15 protein-coding genes are annotated in these 19,607 nt (G+C 59.6%); 9 read left to right on the top strand and 6 right to left on the bottom strand.

Annotated elements, in window-relative coordinates:
- Positions 1 to 2: 2 nt before the first annotated feature.
- From xni to queF, 5 genes are all read right to left on the bottom strand, one after another.
- On the bottom strand, positions 3 to 758 hold the full coding sequence (gene xni, locus ABLU95_RS02790) for a flap endonuclease Xni (protein ID WP_023290853.1): 756 nt from the start codon (positions 756 to 758) through the stop codon (positions 3 to 5).
- A gap of 150 nt (positions 759 to 908) precedes the next feature.
- The gene (locus ABLU95_RS02785) at positions 909 to 2,276 is read right to left on the bottom strand and encodes an L-serine ammonia-lyase (protein WP_023290842.1); all 1,368 of its coding nucleotides are present in this window, start codon (positions 2,274 to 2,276) and stop codon (positions 909 to 911) included.
- Between the two features lie 65 nt (positions 2,277 to 2,341).
- Positions 2,342 to 3,631: an HAAAP family serine/threonine permease gene (locus ABLU95_RS02780; protein WP_023290841.1), complete on the bottom strand. Its 1,290-nt coding sequence runs from the start codon at positions 3,629 to 3,631 to the stop codon at positions 2,342 to 2,344.
- A 500-nt stretch (positions 3,632 to 4,131) separates the two neighbouring features.
- Positions 4,132 to 5,499: a nucleotide 5'-monophosphate nucleosidase PpnN gene (gene ppnN / locus ABLU95_RS02775; protein WP_023290840.1), complete on the bottom strand. Its 1,368-nt coding sequence runs from the start codon at positions 5,497 to 5,499 to the stop codon at positions 4,132 to 4,134.
- 111 nt (positions 5,500 to 5,610) lie between these two features.
- Complete coding sequence (gene queF, locus ABLU95_RS02770) at positions 5,611 to 6,456, bottom strand: NADPH-dependent 7-cyano-7-deazaguanine reductase QueF (protein ID WP_023290839.1); 846 nt, start codon at positions 6,454 to 6,456, stop codon at positions 5,611 to 5,613.
- 68 nt (positions 6,457 to 6,524) lie between these two features.
- On the opposite strand from queF, the gene syd reads away from it, so the two are divergent.
- The 8 genes from syd (at position 6,525) to ABLU95_RS02730 (ending at position 15,011) form a co-directional block, all read left to right on the top strand.
- Positions 6,525 to 7,070, top strand: a complete 546-nt coding sequence (gene syd, locus ABLU95_RS02765; protein ID WP_023290838.1) for a SecY-interacting protein — start codon at positions 6,525 to 6,527, stop codon at positions 7,068 to 7,070.
- Between the two features lie 632 nt (positions 7,071 to 7,702).
- A complete protein-coding gene (locus tag ABLU95_RS02760; protein ID WP_023290837.1) occupies positions 7,703 to 8,032 on the top strand; it encodes a YqcC family protein in 330 nt (109 codons plus the stop codon).
- Positions 8,032 to 8,826, top strand: coding sequence for a tRNA pseudouridine(65) synthase TruC (truC, locus tag ABLU95_RS02755; RefSeq protein ID WP_348878775.1), 795 nt, complete (start codon positions 8,032 to 8,034; stop codon positions 8,824 to 8,826). The genes ABLU95_RS02760 and truC overlap by 1 nt, the downstream gene beginning before the upstream one ends.
- 4 nt (positions 8,827 to 8,830) lie before the next feature.
- Positions 8,831 to 9,274: a flavodoxin gene (locus ABLU95_RS02750; RefSeq protein WP_004205560.1), complete on the top strand. Its 444-nt coding sequence runs from the start codon at positions 8,831 to 8,833 to the stop codon at positions 9,272 to 9,274.
- Positions 9,275 to 9,744: 470 nt separating this feature from the next.
- Positions 9,745 to 11,097, top strand: a complete 1,353-nt coding sequence (locus ABLU95_RS02745) for an MFS transporter (protein WP_044524535.1) — start codon at positions 9,745 to 9,747, stop codon at positions 11,095 to 11,097.
- A gap of 2 nt (positions 11,098 to 11,099) precedes the next feature.
- Positions 11,100 to 12,440, top strand: a complete 1,341-nt coding sequence (locus ABLU95_RS02740) for an enolase C-terminal domain-like protein (protein ID WP_049014191.1) — start codon at positions 11,100 to 11,102, stop codon at positions 12,438 to 12,440.
- Between the two features lie 18 nt (positions 12,441 to 12,458).
- Positions 12,459 to 13,799: a glucarate dehydratase gene (gene gudD / locus ABLU95_RS02735; protein ID WP_004205567.1), complete on the top strand. Its 1,341-nt coding sequence runs from the start codon at positions 12,459 to 12,461 to the stop codon at positions 13,797 to 13,799.
- Positions 13,800 to 13,871: 72 nt separating this feature from the next.
- Complete coding sequence (locus tag ABLU95_RS02730; protein ID WP_348874010.1) at positions 13,872 to 15,011, top strand: glycerate kinase; 1,140 nt, start codon at positions 13,872 to 13,874, stop codon at positions 15,009 to 15,011.
- 330 nt (positions 15,012 to 15,341) lie between these two features.
- Here ABLU95_RS02730 and barA read toward each other — a convergent pair whose 3' ends face one another.
- Positions 15,342 to 18,092 (bottom strand): two-component sensor histidine kinase BarA, encoded by a 2,751-nt coding sequence (gene barA, locus ABLU95_RS02725; protein ID WP_065882018.1) that lies wholly within the window; start codon positions 18,090 to 18,092, stop codon positions 15,342 to 15,344.
- A 112-nt stretch (positions 18,093 to 18,204) separates the two neighbouring features.
- Here barA and rlmD point away from each other — a divergent pair, with 112 nt between their 5' ends.
- Positions 18,205 to 19,509, top strand: a complete 1,305-nt coding sequence (gene rlmD / locus ABLU95_RS02720) for a 23S rRNA (uracil(1939)-C(5))-methyltransferase RlmD (RefSeq protein ID WP_243817314.1) — start codon at positions 18,205 to 18,207, stop codon at positions 19,507 to 19,509.
- The last annotated feature ends 98 nt before the right edge of the window (positions 19,510 to 19,607 follow it).

The following is a 19,607-nucleotide window of genomic DNA, read 5'->3' as shown; positions in this document are numbered from 1 at the left end:
TCTCAGCGCGTCAGCCGCAGCTGCTGCAGATTGCCGTCCAGCTGTAGGTCGGTCTGCAGGCGGGCGACTTCCCGGCAGGTGAAGGCCATTTCCTGATGCGTTGCCAGCTTTTTGCGCCACTTTTCCGGGACCTCGGCCAGGCGGGCATACAGCCCCTCCAGGTCCTGGAACTCGTTCAGCAGCTGGGCGGCGCTTTTAGGGCCAATGCCCGCTACGCCCGGCACCTTCGAGCTGCTGATCCCCGCCAGCCCCCAGTAATCCGCCAGTTGCTCCGGGGTGACGCCGAACTCGCTGGCGATGAAGGGGGCGTCCAGCCAGCGCTTCTGAAAGTAGTCGCGGATGCGGATGGTGGGCGACAGCAGCTGGCAGTAGCCTTTGTCGGTGGAGACAATGGTGGCCTGATGGCCCGCCTGGGCCACCTTCACCGCCAGGGTGGCGGCGAGGTCGTCCGCTTCGCTGCCCGGCGAGGCCCAGCAGCGGATCCCCCGCTGCTCGAAGGCGGCCCGCAGCGCCGGCATCTCGGCGACCAGGGTCTCCGGCATCGGCGCGCGGCCGGCTTTGTACTCCGGCAGGCGCTGGTGGCGCCAGCCGTGGGCGCGATCCTCATCATCAAACACCGCCACCGCGTGGGTGGGCTGACTATGGACGATCAGCTGCTCCAGCGCATGCAGGCAGGTATCGACGCAGGGCGAGCCCTGTACCGCGTGGATGCGGCGGATCAGATTTAACGCGTCGACGATTAACAGATGAACAGCCACAGATACCCCCTTATTCTCAGCGCCTTTAGGGTAACATCGGTGGTGATTCGAGGCCATTGGTAGAGCGAGGATCGGGAATCACACTCGCAAATCAGGCAGGATTCCGGTCAAAAGCAGGCCCGCCGCGGCGACGCGCGGCGGGCCTGCAGGTTAATCGCAGGCGACAATCTTCATCGCCAGCCCCCCGCGAGAGGTTTCCCGGTACTTGGCGTTCATGTCTTTGCCGGTTTCGTACATGGTCTCAATGACTTTATCGAGGCAGACGCGCGGCTCGCTGGTCCGGCGCAGCGCCATTCGCGCGGCGTTGACCGCTTTCACGGCGGCGATAGCGTTGCGTTCGATGCACGGCACCTGCACCTGGCCGGCGACAGGGTCGCAGGTCAGACCGAGGTTATGCTCCATGGCGATCTCTGCCGCGATGCACACCTGGCCCGGGCTGCCGCCCAGCAGTTCAGCCAGACCGGCCGCCGCCATCGAGCAGGCGACGCCCACTTCACCCTGGCAGCCCACTTCGGCGCCGGAGATCGAGGCGTTCATCTTATAGAGCGAACCAATCGCGCTGGCCACCAGCATATAGCGCGCCAGGGAGTTGCTGTTCACCTTGCGGATAAACTTGTCGTAATAGGCCAGCACTGCCGGCACGATACCGCAGGCGCCGTTGGTCGGCGCCGTCACCACCCGGCCGCCGGCGGCGTTCTCTTCGTTCACCGCGAGGGCGAACATATTGATCCAGTCGACCACCGCCATCGGGTCGCTGTTGGTGGTGTCCTGGCTCACCAGCATGCGGCGCAGCGCGGCAGCCCGGCGCGGAACGCGCAGTTTGCCCGGCAGGACGCCTTCGGTGGTGATGCCGCGCTCAATACCGGCGCTCATCACTTCCCACACCGCGGCGAAGTGTTGCTCCAGCGCCTCTTTACTGTGCAGCGCCAGTTCGTTCTGCATCATCAGGCCGGAGAGCGACAGCCCGGTTTCGCGGCAGTGACGCTGCAGGTCGGCGGCGTTTTTATAAGGATAAGGGACGGCCACCGGCGCGTCGGTAGTCTGGCCGAAGTGCGCTTCATCGACGATAAAGCCGCCGCCGATGGAGTAGTACGTCTGGCTGTAGAGCGCCTGGTCGCCGGCCAGGGCGGTGATGCGCATGCCGTTCTCATGCAGCGACAGGTTGTCGGCATGGAAATTCATGCACTGATCGACCGGGAAGTCCACTTCGTGCTGGCCGTTGGCCAGCATCAGGCGACCATGGGTGTTAACGTCCTGAATAAAGCCAGGGATAGCGTCGATGTCGACGGTGTCCGGCAGGTTGCCGGCAAGCCCCATGATAATCGCGATATCGGTATGGTGGCCTTTACCGGTCAGGGAGAGGGAGCCGTAGACGTCGACGACCACTTTGCTCACCTCGGCCAGCAGGCCGCGCGCGATCAGGTCGTCAGTGAATTGTTTGCCCGCTTTCATCGGTCCAACGGTATGGGAGCTGGAAGGGCCAATGCCGATTTTAAAGATATCGAATACGCTGATCATATGTATTCCCGTGCTGTCGGAAAGCGCGCCGCCGCTCAGCGGCGCGGGGGGAGGTGTTGACTGAATTAGCTGAACAGCGAGTAGAAGATCGCGGAGATGGCAATCAGACCCATAATCACCACGAAGACGTTGCTGACGTGGCCGCTGTATTTACGCATCGCCGGCACTTTCTGAATCGCGTACATCGGCATCAGGAACAGGATCATCGCGATAATCGGGCCGCCCAGGGTCTCGATCATGCCGAGGATGCTCGGGTTCAGCGTCGCTACAATCCAGGTGGTCACCAGCATGAACAGCGCGGTCAGCTTGTTCAGTTTGTTGATTTCGATAGATTTGCCTTTACCGCGCAGGGACTTAATCACCATGCCGTTAAAGCCTTCGCGGGCGCCCAGGTAGTGGCCGAGGAAGGATTTGGTGATGGCGATCATCGCGATGATCGGCGCCATCCAGGCAATGATTGGCGCGTTAAAGTGGTTCGCCAGGTAAGACAGAATCGAGATGTTCTGCTCTTTCGCCGCCGCCAGGTCTGCCGGAGAGAGGCTCAGGACGCAGCTGAAGACGAAGAACATCACGGTCAGCACCATCATGATATGGGCGCGAGCCAGGATGCTGGAGCATTTTTTCTCGGCGCCTTCGCCGTACTCTTCACGCTTGGCAACCGCGAAGGAGGAGATGATCGGCGAGTGGTTGAAAGAGAAGACCATGACCGGGATCGCCAGCCACAGGGTCATCAGCAGGCCGTTGCCGGTGACGGAGGCGCCGCTCAGGGAGAGGGTCTCCAGCGCCGCGCCGTTCCACTGCGGGATCAGGTACAGCGCCAGAATCATCAGGGCGATAACGAACGGAAACACCAGAATGCTCATCGCTTTCACGATCATCTGCTCGCCGAAACGCACGATGGTCATCATGCCGACGATCAGGATCAGCGACAGAATCGCGCGCGGCGGCGGCGTCATGTGCAGCTGGTGCGCCATGAAGCTTTCGACGGTATTGGTGATCGCCACGCTGTAGACCAACAGGATTGGGTAGATAGCGAAGAAGTAGAGCAGGGTAATCAGCTTACCTGCGCCTACGCCGAAGTGTTCTTCAACCACTTCAGTGATGTCTTCGCCCGGGTTTTTGCCGGAGAGCACGAAGCGGGTCATACCGCGGTGGGCGAAGAAGGTCATAGGGAAGGCCAGAATCGCCATGATAATCAGGGGGATCATGCCGCCGACGCCGGCGTTGATCGGCAGGAACAAGACGCCCGCGCCGATCGCTGTACCGTACAGGCCCAGCATCCACATGGTGTCGGTTTTACGCCATCCGCTGCGGGTTTCGCCCGAAACGATGGTGCTGGTTTGAGTGGTTTCCATCTGTATCTCCTGGAGGAATCAACAAAATCTAATGAACAAATACAATTGCGTAACACGAAATTCGTTTAATTACGGTTTTTTTAGAAATTTTCTCCGTAATAATTGGGCCGGAAAGATACATTTATATGGTTTATGCATCAGTGATCGCGATCTCAAATGCAATAATCCACTTTCAATGTGCGTATTTTTAGTCCAACAGCCTGTTTCTGGTGATCAGCCAGCGATTTGTGGCGCGCAGGCTACCATTTGCAGCATATGAGATAAAAGCTGGGCGGCGTAATAACGAGGGATTTACTGTAAAAAAGAGAAGTGGTCGACGTTTTTGCGCTTAAAACCATTTTTTGCAGTGATAATTATCGCAGTTTTTACCAACGCAAACGATTGGCTATGTAAAAATAATTTAGCTGTTTGATGAGTAACAGAAAGTTTTTTAGCGCGTTTTGGAAGTCAGAGAAAGCGTGCCCGCCGGGGCAACAGGCGCTGCCCCGGCGGGACGGAAATCAGGCGATGATTTCGTAGCAGGGAATATAGGCGGTGCCGCCCGGGAGCTTCATGCGGTGCTGGGCGACGAAGCCCTGCAGCAGATCGTCCATGCGGCGCATCATCTCCGGGTCGCCGTGCAGCTTATAAGGACCGTACTGCTCGATGGCCTGGATGCCCACCTCTTTGACGTTACCCGCGACAATGCCGGAGAAGGCGCGGCGCAGGTCGGCGGCCAGCACTTCCACCGGCTGGTCCGGGGAGAGTTTGAGGTTGGCCATGTTTTCATGGGTTGGATCAAACGGCATCTGCAGGTCCGGCGAGATACGAATCGACCAGTTGAAGCTGTAGGCGTCGTCGGTCTCGCGACGGCTCTCTTTCACCAGCGGCATCGCTTTTTTCATCTGCCGCGCCACTTCCGCCGGGTCGTCGATGATGATCCGGTAGTGGCGACGGGCGGATTCGCCCAGAGTATGGGTGATAAATTCATCCAGCACGCGGAAGTAGTCAGCGCTCTCTTTCGGTCCGGTGAGGATCAGCGGCAGCACCTGCGCTTTGTTATCCGGATGCATCAGAATACCCAGCAGGTAAAGCAGCTCTTCGGCGGTGCCGACGCCGCCCGGGAAGATGATGATCCCGTGGGCGATGCGCACGAAGGCCTCCAGACGCTTTTCGATGTCCGGCATGATGATCAGTTCATTGACCAGCGGGTTTGGCGGTTCCGCGGCGATAATGGACGGTTCGGTCATGCCGATAAAGCGGCTGTCTTTGTAGCGCTGCTGCGCGTGGCCGACGGCGGCGCCTTTCATCGGCGCTTCCATCGCGCCAGGCCCGCAGCCGGTGCAGATGTTGAGTTCCCGCAGTCCCAGCTGCGTACCGACGCGGCGGGCGTAGAGGTATTCGTTTTCGTTGATCGAGTGGCCGCCCCAACAGACGATCATGTTTGGCGCTTCGCCGACGTGCAGCGCGCGGGCGTTGCGCAGGATCGAGAACACCAGGTTGGTGATATGGACCGAACTTTCGAGATCGAGGTTCGGGAAGCGAACGGTATTGTGGATCTGGCCGTACACGAACAGGATATCGCGCAGCACGGCAAACAGGTTGGCCTGCAGGGAACGAATAATGCGCCCGTCAACGAAGGCCTCTTCCGGCGGGTTGATCAGTTCCAGCTTCACGCCGCGTTCGCGACGCAGCACGTTAATATCGAAATTTTCAAAACGGGACAGGAGCTCCTTGCTGTTATCGGTCAGGCTCCCCGAGTTGAGCACAGCAAGCGAGCAGTTGCGAAAGAGTTGATACAGATCGCTGCTGGCGGTGCGCTTAAGCATATCCACTTCCAGCTGCGACAGCATATCCATTGAACCAAGCGGGCTAACATGTGTAATCAAGTGAACTCCTTACAGGACGCTTATGGTCTTCCTGTGATTACAATAGCCCTGCGAGCGGCGTTTCCACAACCTTGCGCGCGTCTAAACGCACGCAAATTGTGAAAATGTTTATTATTGTCGGGCGAGGCGGCCGGTGGCAGGGGAAAAGTCGCCGTTGCTGCGCCAGGGGTTGATATCCAGACCGCCGCGTCGCGTATAGCGGGCGTAAACGGAAAGCGATTCCGGCTGGCAGAAACGGAGAATATCGTTAAAGATGCGCTCGACGCACTGCTCATGGAATTCGTTATGGTGGCGGAACGAGACCAGATAGCGCAGGAGCTGCTCGCGGTCGATTTTCGCCCCACGATACTGGATCTGCACCGAGCCCCAGTCCGGCTGGTGGGTGATCAGGCAGTTGGACTTCAGCAGATGGCTGACCAGCGTCTCTTCCACGATTTTGCCGCTGGCTGCGCCCTGCAGGTAGTCGGCGCTGAACTGATAGTTATCGATCTCGATATCCTGATCGTCGATGCAGGCGCCGTGGAGGTGGGCGATCGGCTGGCCTTCCAGTTCATCCAGCCGATACAGCGACACCTTGACCTCGCCCTGGGCGCAGGCGCTCAGATCGCGGGTCAGCGTCTCTTCAACCTCCTGCCAGCTGGCGAAACGCGTCTGGTTAAAGCTGTTGAGATAAAGCTTAAAGCTTTTTGACTCCACCAGATTGACGCTGGTGTCGGGCAGTTCGACGTGGCCGACGGCCACCTGCGGCAGGCCTTTGCCGTTCAGCCAGGAGAGTTCGTACAGCGTCCAGATATCGGCGCCGTGAAACGGCAGGTTGTCGGCATGCAGGCCAAGCGGGTCGCGGTTAAGGCTGCGCGGAACGCCCTGCAGCAGCGAGGCGTCATAGGTATCGCGGTAATCGGTTGATTTACCGAGCGTCAGGCCGGCCAGCGCCTGATGATTATCGTAAGAAGACATGTTTCACCATAGTAAAGCGGGTACACTATGACCCCAGTGTATCCTGTCTAACGTGAAGAGAGAAACCGGTGGACCATCAGACCGCAGAAGCGCTGCATGCTTTTACCCAACGTTATTGCGCCGCCTGGCAGCAGCAGCGCCACAGCCTGCCGCGCAGTGAAGAGCTTTATGGCGTCCCGTCGCCTTGCGTCGTCGACACCCAGGGTGAGGCCGTGTTCTGGCAGCCGCAGCCGTTTTCGCTGGCGCAAAATATCAGCGCGGTTGAACGCGCCCTGGATATTGTGGTACAACAGCCGCTTCATTCTTATTATACCACTCAGTTTGCCGGCGATATGACCGGCCGGTTTGCCGGCGAAACGCTAACGCTGCTGCAGACCTGGAGTGAAGAGGATTTCCAGCGGGTGCAGGAAAACCTCATCGGGCATCTGGTGGTGCAGAAGCGGCTGAAGCTGGCGCCGACGCTGTTTATCGCCACCCTCGAGAGTGAACTGGATGTCATTTCCGTCTGTAATCTCAGCGGTGAAGTCGTCAAAGAGACCCTCGGCACCGCCAAACGCATCACCCTTTCCCCCTCGCTTGCGGGTTTCCTCAACCAGCTTGAGCCGGTTCTGTAATCCAGTCTGCCTGGTCATTTGTGAGAGATCTCTTACAAAACCTGTAAGAGATCATCATCATTTAAGGCAAATTTAATCCAATCTTTTTTTGTTAACTTATTGGTATTAAATTGGATTTTTATTTTTTCGTCCTTTTGAGTGGGGACTAATCTTAAGAGATTGTCTCAAGAAGGGTTGTAAGAAGAGGCAGAATCAGTGATCCTATGTCTGTCGACAGGAAGTCGCGAAATGAAGCGAACATCAGGATGATGGCGCTTCTGCAGGACCCGCCAGGATGGCGTTGCAAGGACAGGCTTCAGGATGAAGCAAGGATAACGCAGGATCGCGTAATGGACACCTCCAGGATGGAGAATGAGAGCCGCTCAGGATGAACGGTGGATCTGGAAGATCGGGACAAACTTAAGGATAAGTCATTTCGCATCGGGGTGGTGTGAAAGCAGGATGCACGAGTTTATGGATGAACATGGTCAGGAGACCTCAGGAAAAGTTTTCAAGGACGAGCAGGGAGCACCAATGTAGCGGGAATGCTGCAAAACGAACCGGGAGCACTGTTTATACAGTGCTCCCTTTTTTTATTTCTCCTGCGGATTTGCTATCCTGCGCCCGGTTTTTAACTCATCGAGGTTTCCCCCATGACTCTTGACGATAGCGTGCGCGATCGCCTGCGCGCCATTGAAGCCCTGCTGCGCGAAACAGAGCACTGGCAGGAGACGGCGCCGGACAGCAGCGCCTTCGCCAGCGATAAGCCGTTTTGCCTGGATACCCTGGAGCCGCTGGAGTGGCTGCAGTGGGTCCTGATCCCGCGTATGCATCAGTTGCTGGAGAGCGGCCAGCCGCTGCCGCAAAATTTCGCCGTTACGCCGTATTACGAAATGGCGCTGGATCAAGCCCACCCGGTTCGCGAATCCATGCTGGCGGAGCTGCTGCTGCTGGACGCGCTGTTTGCCGGTGAGCAGGCCTGATGCTGGAGATAATCTACCAGGACGACTGGCTGGTGGCGGTCAACAAACCGTCGGGCTGGCTGGTGCATCGCAGCTGGCTCGATCGCGATGAGAAAGTGGTGGTGATGCAGACCGTGCGCGACCAGATCGGCCAGCACGTTTTTACCGCCCATCGCCTCGACCGACCCACCTCCGGCGTCCTGCTCATGGGGCTGTCAAGCGAGGCGGGTCGCCTGCTGGCGCAGCAGTTCGAGCAGCATCAGATCCAGAAGCGCTACCATGCGATCGTCCGCGGCTGGCTGATGGAAGAGGCGCTGCTCGATTATCCGCTGGTGGAAGAGCTGGATAAAATCGCCGATAAGTTCGCCCGCGAAGACAAAGGGCCGCAGCCAGCGGTGACCCATTACCGTGGTCTGGCGACGGTGGAGATGCCGGTGGCGACCGGGCGTTATCCCACCACCCGCTACGGGCTGGTGGAACTGGAGCCGAAAACCGGCCGCAAGCACCAGCTGCGCCGCCATCTGGCCCACCTGTGTCATCCGATCCTCGGCGACAGCAAGCACGGCGATCTGCGGCAAAACCGCAGCGCCGCGGAGCATTTCGGCTGTCACCGCCTGATGTTGCACGCCAGCGAACTGTCGTTAACCCATCCCTTTACCGGTGAGCCGCTGACCCTGCGCGCCGGTTTTGACGACGTCTGGATGCGTGCGCTGTCGCAGTTTGGCTGGCGCGGGCTTCTCCCGCTAAATGAAAGGGTTGAGTTTGCCGACGACTGCGGTCAGGATGAAGAGAATAAGGTCAATCCAGGGAGATAATAGCATGGCGGAAGTCGGAATTTTTGTCGGCACCATGTACGGCAACTCGCTGCTGGTCGCGGAAGAAGCGGAAGCGATCCTCAGCGGACTGGGACACAAGGCTACCGTGTATGAGGATCCGCAGGTCAACGACTGGGAATCCTACACGGGTAAGTATGTGCTGGTGGTCACCTCCACCACCGGGCAGGGCGATCTGCCGGACAGCATCGTCCCGCTGTATGAGGGCATTAAAGATATGTATCAGCCTCACCTGCGCTACGGCATTATCGCGCTGGGCGACAGCACCTACGCCAACTTTTGCGGCGGAGGCCTGAAGTTCGATCAACTGCTGCAGGAGCAGGGCGCGAAGCGCATCGGCGAGATGCTGAAGATTGACGCCAGCGAAGATCCGGAGCCGGAGAGCGTCTCTAATCCATGGGTTGAGCAGTGGGCTACCCTGCTGGAATAAAAGCGCTGCCCTCTCCCTACGCAGAGGGCGCCCTTTCAAGATGTCGCGGCCAGATACGCGGACAGCAAAAGTGTATCCCTTTCCGGGCGGCACGCCTTCAGGCAAATGCACAATATCCTTAGCAATATCATGGGTTAAGCCAGCCGGTTTCACCGGGTCAAGAGAGGTATTTCACACTCCGGCTCTTATTGCTGTGCTTTTGACCACCCGCGGCGCTGGTTTTTCATTTCCGTGAACTTCCCCCCACTCTTTCAGGCATACGCCATAAACCACCTGCAATAGCGTCGTAAAAGCTGTGTAGATGCACGGTGAGCCGCGGTGTGCCTCTTCATATACTGCTCCAGCCAGTGATAAATGCAGTGCCAGATATAACGACAACTATCAAAACACGACCACGTCATTCTGATTACCCTACAGGTTGTGCTGTTCAGAATGAACGTAGCTAAACGCTATGATTCAGGAGTACAACAATGAGTTCATTAAGTCAGGCGGCGACGGCGGCTGAAAAGCGCACCAACGCCCGCTACTGGATAGTGGTGATGCTGTTTATCGTCACCTCTTTTAACTATGGCGACCGGGCGACGCTGTCGATCGCCGGTTCGGAAATGGCCAAAGATATCGGCCTGGATCCGGTGGGAATGGGGTATGTCTTCTCCGCGTTCTCATGGGCTTATGTCATCGGCCAGATCCCGGGCGGCTGGCTGCTCGACCGCTTCGGTTCGAAGCGCGTCTATTTCTGGTCGATTTTCATCTGGTCGATGTTTACCCTGCTGCAGGGCTTCGTCGACATCTTCAGCGGCTTTGGCATTATCGTCGCGCTGTTTACCCTGCGCTTCCTCGTTGGCCTGGCCGAATCGCCGTCATTCCCGGGTAACAGCCGTATCGTGGCCGCCTGGTTCCCGGCGCAGGAGCGCGGCACGGCGGTGGCGATCTTTAACTCCGCCCAGTACTTTGCCACCGTTATCTTCGCGCCGATCATGGGCTGGCTGACGCATGAGGTGGGCTGGTCGCACGTCTTCTTCTTTATGGGCGGCCTGGGGATTGTGATTAGCTTTGTCTGGCTGAAAGTGATCCACGATCCGAACAACCATCCGGGGGTAAACAAGAAGGAACTGGAATATATCGCCGAAGGCGGCGCCCTGATCAACATGGATCAAAAGAGCAGCGCGCAGAAGGTGCCGTTCAGCGTCAAAATGGGCCAGATCAAGCAGCTGATCGGATCGCGGATGATGATCGGCATCTATATCGGTCAGTACTGCATTAACGCCCTGACCTACTTCTTTATCACCTGGTTCCCGGTTTACCTGGTGCAGGCGCGCGGCATGTCGATCCTTAAAGCAGGGTTTGTCGCCTCCATTCCGGCGGTGTGCGGCTTCGTCGGCGGGGTGCTGGGCGGGGTGATCTCTGACTGGTTAATGCGCCGCACCGGCTCGCTGAACATTGCCCGCAAAACGCCGATTGTGCTGGGGATGCTGCTCTCCATGACCATGCTGATGTGTAACTATGTCAACGTGGAGTGGATGGTGATTGGCTTTATGGCGATGGCCTTCTTCGGCAAAGGGATCGGCGCGCTTGGCTGGGCGGTGATGGCGGATACCGCGCCGAAAGAGATTAGCGGTCTTTCCGGCGGCCTGTTCAACATGTTTGGCAATATCTCCGGTATCGTCACCCCGATCGCTATCGGCTATATCGTCGGCACCACCGGCTCGTTCAACGGGGCGCTGGTTTACGTAGGTATCCATGCCCTGGTGGCGGTGCTGAGCTATCTGGTGCTGGTGGGCGACATCAAACGCATCGAACTGAAACCTGTGGTGGGGCGTTAATCATGACTACTCAATCCAGCCCGATTATTACAGAGATGAAGGTCATTCCGGTGGCCGGACACGACAGCATGCTGCTGAACATCGGTGGGGCGCATAACGCCTGGTTTACCCGCAATATCGTGGTATTGACCGATAACGCCGGCAACACCGGCGTGGGAGAAGCCCCTGGCGGAGAGGTCATCTACCAGACGCTGCTGGCGGCGATCCCGCAGGTGGTAGGTCAGGAGGTCGCCCGTCTCAATCGCGTGGTGCAGCAGGTGCATAAAGGCAATCAGGCAGCGGATTTCGACACCTTTGGCAAAGGGGCGTGGACCTTCGAACTGAAAGTCAACGCGGTAGCGGCGCTGGAGGCCGCGCTGCTCGACCTGCTCGGCAAGGTGCTCAATGTGCCGGTCTGCGAGCTGCTGGGCCCGGGTAAGCAGCGTGATGCCGTCACCGTGCTGGGCTACCTGTTCTATATCGGCGATCGGCAGAAAACCGACCTGGGTTATCTGGACCATACGCCGGGCGATCACGAATGGTATCGCCTGCGCCACCAGCAGGCGCTGAACAGCGAAGCGGTGGTGCGCCTGGCGGAAGCCGCTCAGGATCGCTACGGTTTCAAAGACTTTAAGCTGAAGGGCGGCGTGCTGCCCGGCGAGCAGGAAATTGACACCGCCCGGGCGCTGAAAAAGCGCTTTCCGGACGCGCGCATCACCGTCGATCCTAACGGCGCCTGGCTGCTGGATGAGGCGATCGCCCTGTGCAAAGGGCTGCAGGATGTACTGACCTACGCCGAAGATCCTTGCGGCGCCGAGCAGGGCTTCTCCGGCCGGGAGGTGATGGCCGAGTTCCGCCGCGCCACCGGGCTGCCGGTCGCCACCAATATGATCGCCACCAACTGGCGCGAGATGGGTCATGCGGTGATGCTCAACGCCGTCGATATTCCGCTGGCGGACCCGCACTTCTGGACGCTCTCCGGCGCGGTACGAGTGGCGCAGCTGTGCGACGACTGGGGGCTTACCTGGGGCTGCCATTCCAACAACCATTTTGATATTTCCCTGGCGATGTTTACCCACGTCGGCGCCGCCGCGCCGGGTCATCCCACCGCCATCGACACCCACTGGATCTGGCAGGAAGGCGACGCGCGCCTGACCAAAAATCCGCTGCAGATTATTAACGGCAAGATTGCCGTGCCAGACGCGCCGGGACTCGGCGTGGAACTTGACTGGGAGCAGGTGCGCAGAGCCCATGAGGCCTATAAAGCGCTGCCGGGCGGCGCGCGCAACGACGCGGGCCCGATGCAGTACCTGATCCCCGGCTGGACATTCGACCGCAAACGTCCTGTTTTCGGCCGCCACTAATTACAAAAGGATGATGCTATGACGACTTTCTCTTCCACGCCCGTTGTCACCACCATGCAGGTGATCCCGGTTGCCGGCCATGACAGTATGCTGATGAATCTGAGCGGGGCCCACGCTCCGTATTTCACCCGCAATATCGTGATTATTAAAGATAACGCCGGCCATACCGGCGTCGGTGAAATTCCGGGGGGCGAAAAAATTCGCCAGACTCTGGAAGATGCCATTCCGCTGGTGGTGGGCAAAACGCTGGGCGAGTATAAAAACGTGCTCGGCGCGGTGCGCAATCAGTTCGCCGACCGTGACGCCGGCGGCCGCGGCCTGCAGACCTTTGACCTGCGCACCACCATCCACGTGGTGACCGGGATCGAAGCGGCGCTGCTGGACCTGCTGGGCCAGCACCTTGGGGTCAACGTCGCCTCGCTGCTCGGCGATGGGCAACAGCGCAGCGAAGTTGAAATGCTGGGCTACCTGTTCTTTATCGGTAACCGCCACGCCACGCCGCTGGCCTATCAGAGCCAGCCGGATGAACAGTGCGAGTGGTATCGCCTGCGCCATGAAGAGGCAATGACGCCAGATGCGGTGGTCCGCCTTGCGGAAGCGGCCTATGAAAAATATGGTTTCAATGACTTTAAGCTGAAGGGCGGCGTACTGGCCGGTTTTGAAGAAGCTGAAGCGATCAGCGCCCTGGCGAAGCGCTTCCCGAATGCCCGCGTGACCCTCGATCCAAACGGAGCCTGGCTGCTTGAAGAAGCCATTCAGATTGGCAAGCAGCTGAAGGGAGTGCTGGCCTATGCTGAGGATCCGTGCGGCGCTGAGCAGGGCTTCTCCGGCCGCGAAGTGATGGCGGAGTTCCGTCGCGCGACGGGCCTGCCGACCGCCACCAATATGATCGCCACCGACTGGCGGCAGATGGGCCATACGCTCTCCCTGCAGTCGGTGGATATCCCACTGGCGGACCCGCACTTCTGGACCATGCAGGGGTCGGTTCGCGTGGCGCAGATGTGTCATGAGTTCGGCCTGACCTGGGGTTCCCACTCCAATAACCACTTCGACGTGTCGCTGGCGATGTTCACTCACGTCGCGGCTGCGGCGCCGGGCAAGATCACCGCTATCGATACCCACTGGATCTGGCAGGAGGGCAACCAGCGTCTGACCAAACAACCGTTTGAAATTAAAGGCGGAATGGTGCAGGTGCCGAGCACGCCGGGTCTGGGGGTTGAGCTGGATATGGACCGCGTCATGCAGGCAAATGAGCTATATAAGAAACATGGCCTTGGCGCCCGCGACGATGCGATGGCGATGCAGTACCTGATCCCGGGCTGGACCTTTGATAACAAGCGTCCATGCATGGTGCGCTAAAAGGCCGCCGGCCTCTGCGGGGGCCGGCATTGCGCGATAGCGACAGGGGTTAGCTCAAAGTAAGGACTGCAGATGAAAATAGTGATCGCACCGGATTCCTGGAAGGAGAGCCTGACCGCGCTGGAAGTAGCCAGTGCGATAGAGCAAGGCTTTCGCGAGATTTATCCTGACGCGGAATATGTCAGGCTGCCGGTTGCCGACGGTGGGGAAGGGACGGTGGAAGCCATGGTGGCGGCGACCGGCGGGCATCAGGTGCCGCTGACGGTGACCGGGCCGCTGGGGGAGCCGGTAGAGGCATTTTATGGGCTGTCCGGCGATCGCCAGTGCGCCTTTATCGAAATGGCGGCGGCCAGCGGGCTGGAAAGCGTTCCCCCGGCGCAGCGTAACCCGCTGCTGACCACCTCCTGGGGCACCGGGGAGCTGATTCGCCATGCGCTGGACGCTGGCGTGCGGCAGATCATTATTGGCATTGGCGGCAGCGCGACCAATGACGGCGGCGCCGGCATGGCGCAGGCGCTGGGGGCGAAACTGCTGACCGCCGACGGTCAGCAAATCGCGCCAGGGGGCGGCGCGCTGGAGACGCTGGCGCGCATCGATCTTGGCGAGCTTGATCCACGGCTGGCAGATTGTCGGATTGACGTGGCCTGCGATGTCACCAACCCGTTGACCGGCCCGCAGGGCGCCAGCGCGGTATTCGGCCCACAAAAAGGGGCGACGGCGCAGATGATCGACCGGCTTGACAGCGGCCTGCGGCACTATGCCCGGATCATCGCCCGTGATTTAGATTGCGACGTGCTGAGCCTGGAAGGCGGCGGCGCGGCAGGCGGGATGGGCGCGGCGCTGTATGCGTTTTGTGGCGCTCAACTGCGCCCGGGCATTGAGATTGTCACCGATGCGCTGCAGCTGGCGGAGCGGGTTGCGGATGCTGATTTAGTGATCACCGGCGAAGGACGTATCGACAGTCAGACTATCCACGGCAAGGTGCCGGTGGGAGTGGCCCGGGTGGCGAAGCGATTTAACATACCGGTGATCGGGATTGCCGGCAGCCTTACCGCCGATGTCGGCGTCGTGCATCAGCACGGGCTGGATGCGGTATTCAGCGTGTTGTACACCATCTGCACGCTGGATGAAGCGCTGGCCAGTGCCGCCGCCAATCTGCGGATGACGGCGCGAAACGTCGCCGCGGTTTTGCAGATGGGCGGTAAGCTGTAATGGAGGTATCCCGGCTGGCGCGGCCTCCCGGGAATGTCTAAGCGATGTTGAGGCCGCCAGCACCGGCAGTTTTCGCAGCGCAAGCGGGTAAATTAACGGCAGGCCGCACGGACCGTAGGCCGGGCAAGGCGTCGCCGCCGCCCGGCATAAAAGCGGCTCCGTGTCCGCTCTCCTTGCCCGGCGGCGCGATGCCTGGCGAGCCGGGTGCAGGAACCGTAGGCCGGGCAAGGCGTCGCCGCCGCCCGGCATAAAAGCGGCTCCGTGCCCGCTCTCCTTACCCGGCGGCGCGATGCCTGGCGAGCCGGGTGCAGGCCGGGAAGCCCTGTGGTTTTAGCCCCCCATCCGGCAGGCTTCGCGCGCCACGTTATCCATCTCATCCAACAGCTCAAGCAGCTCCGGCTCCAGATCCTCGGCGGCGGTGCCTGCGCGCAGCTGGCTCTCCAGAGTGTGGCAGAGCTTTTTCAGCCGCGGCACGCCGCTGTAGCTGCAGCTGCCGTGCAGTTTGTGGATCAGATCCACCAGCCCTTCCGGCTGCTCGCCGACCAGTTGCTCTTCCACTTTGTTACGCACCTCCGGCATAAAAGCGATCAGCATCTGCAGCATCTCCCTCGCCAGATCCGGCTTCATCGCCGCCTGACGCAGCGCCAGCTGCCAGTCGAGCGTCTGGTTATGGTCGATGACCGGCTCTGCGGGCGGTATCGCCGCCGGGGCGATGCTGTGTACGCCAGGCTGATAGCGCAGCAGCAGGGCGTGCAGTTTCTCTTCTTCGATCGGCTTCGCCAGATAGTCGTTCATGCCGGCGCTCAGTAGCTTCTCGCGCTGGCCCTCCAGGGCGTGCGCGGTGACGGCGATAACCGGCGTTTGCTGGTGATGCGGCAAATGATGGATAAGCTCACAGGCGCGGATGCCGTCCATATCCGGCATCTGAATATCCATCAGGATCAGATCCATCTGCAGTTGCTTGGCCTTGTCCACCGCCTGCTGGCCGCTGTCGCAGAGGATCACCTGCTGCACAAGGTCATCCAGCAGGGCGCCAATGAGTTTCAGGTTTGCCGGGTTGTCGTCGACGGCCATCACGGTCATCGGCAGCTTATGGCTGTCGGCCTGGGTCAACGGCGCGGAGGCCGTCGCATGATGGGTGGCCACCAGCGCCGGCAGCAGACGGGTGGTGGTGAGCGGTTTCAACAGGCAGGCGGCGATGCCATCGCGCTTCAGGGCTTCGGCGCTGACCTGGGCATGACATGGCAGAGCCAGCAGTACGTTATCTGACATCGCGCAGGCTTTGGCTAATTTTTCCCGGTGCGGCGACAAATCGCGCATTGAGACCGGAATACCGACCAGCAGAATGTCGTACTGGGCTTCCGCCAGCGAAGAGAAGGTGGGGCTGTAAATCACCTCCAGCGGCGTGGCGGCCAGCATCTCCAGCGTGCACTGCGCCGCCGTCGCGTTGGCTTCCACATAGGCCAGACGCTTGCCTGCCAGCCCGTCGGTATTCAGCGTATCCGGGATGGCGTTCGGGTTGAGATCGAGGCTGATATGGAACCAGAAGGTGGAGCCGCGGTTTGGCTGACTGTGGAACGAGATATCGCCGCCCATCTCCTTAACCAGACGCTGGGTGATCACCAGCCCGAGCCCGGTGCCGCCGTGGCGGCGTGAAATACTGGCATCGGCCTGACGGAAGGCCTGGAACAGCCGTGACTGGTCGCGCTCGGGGATGCCGATGCCGGTATCGTGGATCTGAATTTCGATCTGCACCCGCGAATTACTGATGGCCCGCTGCTCCACCAGCACATCGATATTACCGTGCTCGGTAAATTTGATGGCGTTGCCTACGAGGTTGGTCACAATCTGCTGCAGACGCAGCGGGTCGCCGATGACGTTATCCGGCACGTTGTTCTTAATGTTCAGCGTCAGCTCCAGCCCTTTATCGTGCGCGGAATGCGCCAGCAGGGTGACCACCTCATCAAGCGAGGTGCGCAGCAGGAACGGAATGCTCTCCAGGATCAGCTTCCCGGCTTCCAGCTTGGAAAAGTCGAGCACGTCGTTGATGATCGCCAACAGATTATTGGCCGAGCGTTCGATGGTGGTCAGGTGATCGCGCTGCGTGGCGTTGAGATCGGTTTTCAACGTCAGACGAGTAAAGCCGATCACCCCATTGAGCGGGGTGCGCAGTTCGTGTGACATATTGGCCAGGAATTCAGACTTAATGCGCGCCGCCTCCTGGGCGCGCTTTTTCGCCAGGTCCAGTTCGACGTTCTGAATCTCCATCTGCTCAAGGGTTTCCCGCAGATCCGAGGTCGCCTGGTCGACGTTGTGCTGCATCTCCTCATGGTACGCCGCCAGCGACATGGCCATCGAGTTGATGCCGTTTTTCAGCATATCCAGTTCGCCGAGCATAAAGCCCTCGACGCGGCTGTCCAGCTGTCCGCGGCGGATGCGGTCGACGGTGTTGACCATATTGCGGATAGGGCCGGTGACGTCGCGCATCAGGCGCCAGCCGAAGATCAGCGCGATGCCGATGCAGAACAGCATCATCACGCTGGAGATAAAAATCTCTTTGTACTGCTGGAGGCGCACCGATTTGAGATCCAGCTCCAGCGCGACGTAGCCCAGCATATTGCCCGGCATTTTGGCATCGGATTCGGGGGATTCATCCGGGGAATAACTTTCCGAGACGATCGGCGTGCGCAGGATCATCATGTCGCCGTCGCGGATGACGCTGAGACGACGGGGAAACGCTTCGCCTTTCGGGATCTGCAGGTCGCTGGGGTTGAGCTGATAATTGGAGGTGACAAACAAGCGGTTATGCGAATCGTACACCGAGATGGCCCGCACGATCTCCGAGTGGCGACGATGCAGAACGCTGATCAACTGGCCGATAGATTCGCGGTTTTGCAGATTCATGCCATATTCGCTGGAGACCGCCAGCGGCTCAATAATGCTGGTGCCGGCGTCCTCCAGCTGACGTTGCAGGTCGTTATAACGGTGAGCGACAAAGAAAACACTGAGCAACAGCCCTATCAGGACGGTTGGCGCCAGAATCAGAATCATCATGCGAGCACGCAGGCTGTAGTTGGTCATGCGGTTCCATTATGGGAGAATATAGACATCATCGTTCGGTGCGCGTCGGTGCGCCTCGCGGCGCTGCCGCTCTGAACGAGCTCGTTTTATTTGATTGAGACAACTCTCTACGATGGCGCAATTCTACTCTGCAAAACGGCGTGTGACGACGCGCCAGATCATAACCGTTACAGTCAACGACCTCGATCCCTTTGGCCAGGGCGTGGCCCGCCACCAGGGGAAAGCGCTGTTCGTCGGCGGCGTGCTGCCGCAGGAGCAGGCAGAGGTGGTGCTGGTGGAAGATAAAAAGCAGTACGCCCGCGCCCAGGTGAAACGCCGTCTGACCGACAGCCCGCAGCGCCAGGCGCCGCGCTGCCCCCATTTTGGCGTTTGCGGCGGCTGCCAACAGCAGCATGCCAGCATCACGCTTCAGCAGCAAAGTAAACGCGCCGCGCTGGCGCGCCTGATGAAGCGCGAGGTGGATGAGATCATCGCCGGCGAGCCGTGGGGCTATCGCCGGCGCGCGCGCTTAAGCTTGAATTATCAGCCAAAGACCCAACAATTGCAGATGGGTTTTCGTCAGGCCAGCGATAAAGCGATCGTCGATGTGGTGCAGTGCCCTGTTTTGGCGCCCCAACTTGAGGCGCTGCTGCCCGCCGTGCGCGAGTGCTTAAGCGCGCTGAGCGCATTACGCCATCTTGGCCACGTCGAGCTGGTGCTGGCGGACAACGGCCCACTGATGGTGCTGCGCCATACCGCTGCGCTGCCAGCGGCTGACAGGGAAAAACTGGAACGTTTTTCGCAAACTCACGGTCTTTCCCTGTACCTCGCGCCGCAAAGCGAGATACTGGAACATATTCACGGCGAAGCGCCATGGTATACCTCAGACGGACTACGCTTAGTGTTCAGTCCGCGGGATTTTATCCAGGTCAACGACGGCGTGAATCAGCAGATGGTGCGTACCGCGCTGGCGTGGCTGGATCTGCAGCCGGAGGACCGGGTGCTGGATCTGTTCTGCGGGATGGGCAATTTTACCCTGCCGCTGGCGACTCGCGCCGCCCACGTGGTTGGGGTGGAAGGGGTGCCGGCGCTGGTGGAGAAGGGGCGGGAAAACGCCGCCCTCAATGGTTTATCAAATGTCACCTTCTTCCATGAAAATCTGGAAGAGGATGTCACCCGCCAGGCCTGGGCGAAGCATGGCTTTGATAAAGTGCTGCTGGACCCGGCCCGCGCCGGCGCGCCGGGCGTGATGCCGCATATTATAAAACTGGCGCCGCGGCGGGTGGTGTATGTTTCCTGCAACCCGGCGACGCTGGCGCGAGACAGCGAAACCCTGTTGCAGGCTGGATATCAGATTCAACGCCTGGCGATGCTGGATATGTTCCCGCATACCGGTCATCTGGAATCAATGGTGTTGTTTGAGCGCAGGCTTACATAAGGTCATTCACAACGTCGCAGAAGAGCCGCCCCGGCCATCAATGCTGACGCGACCTGCAGGATGACATGTAGAAAGTTGAGGCTTGCCGACTTCGGCAG

It is taken from the genome of Klebsiella sp. GG_Kp146 (assembly GCF_040061975.1).
Classification (GTDB): Bacteria; Pseudomonadota; Gammaproteobacteria; order Enterobacterales; family Enterobacteriaceae; genus Klebsiella; species Klebsiella quasipneumoniae.
The sequence above is the reverse complement of the archived record's forward strand: the minus strand, read 5'-3'. Positions and strand labels throughout refer to the sequence as shown.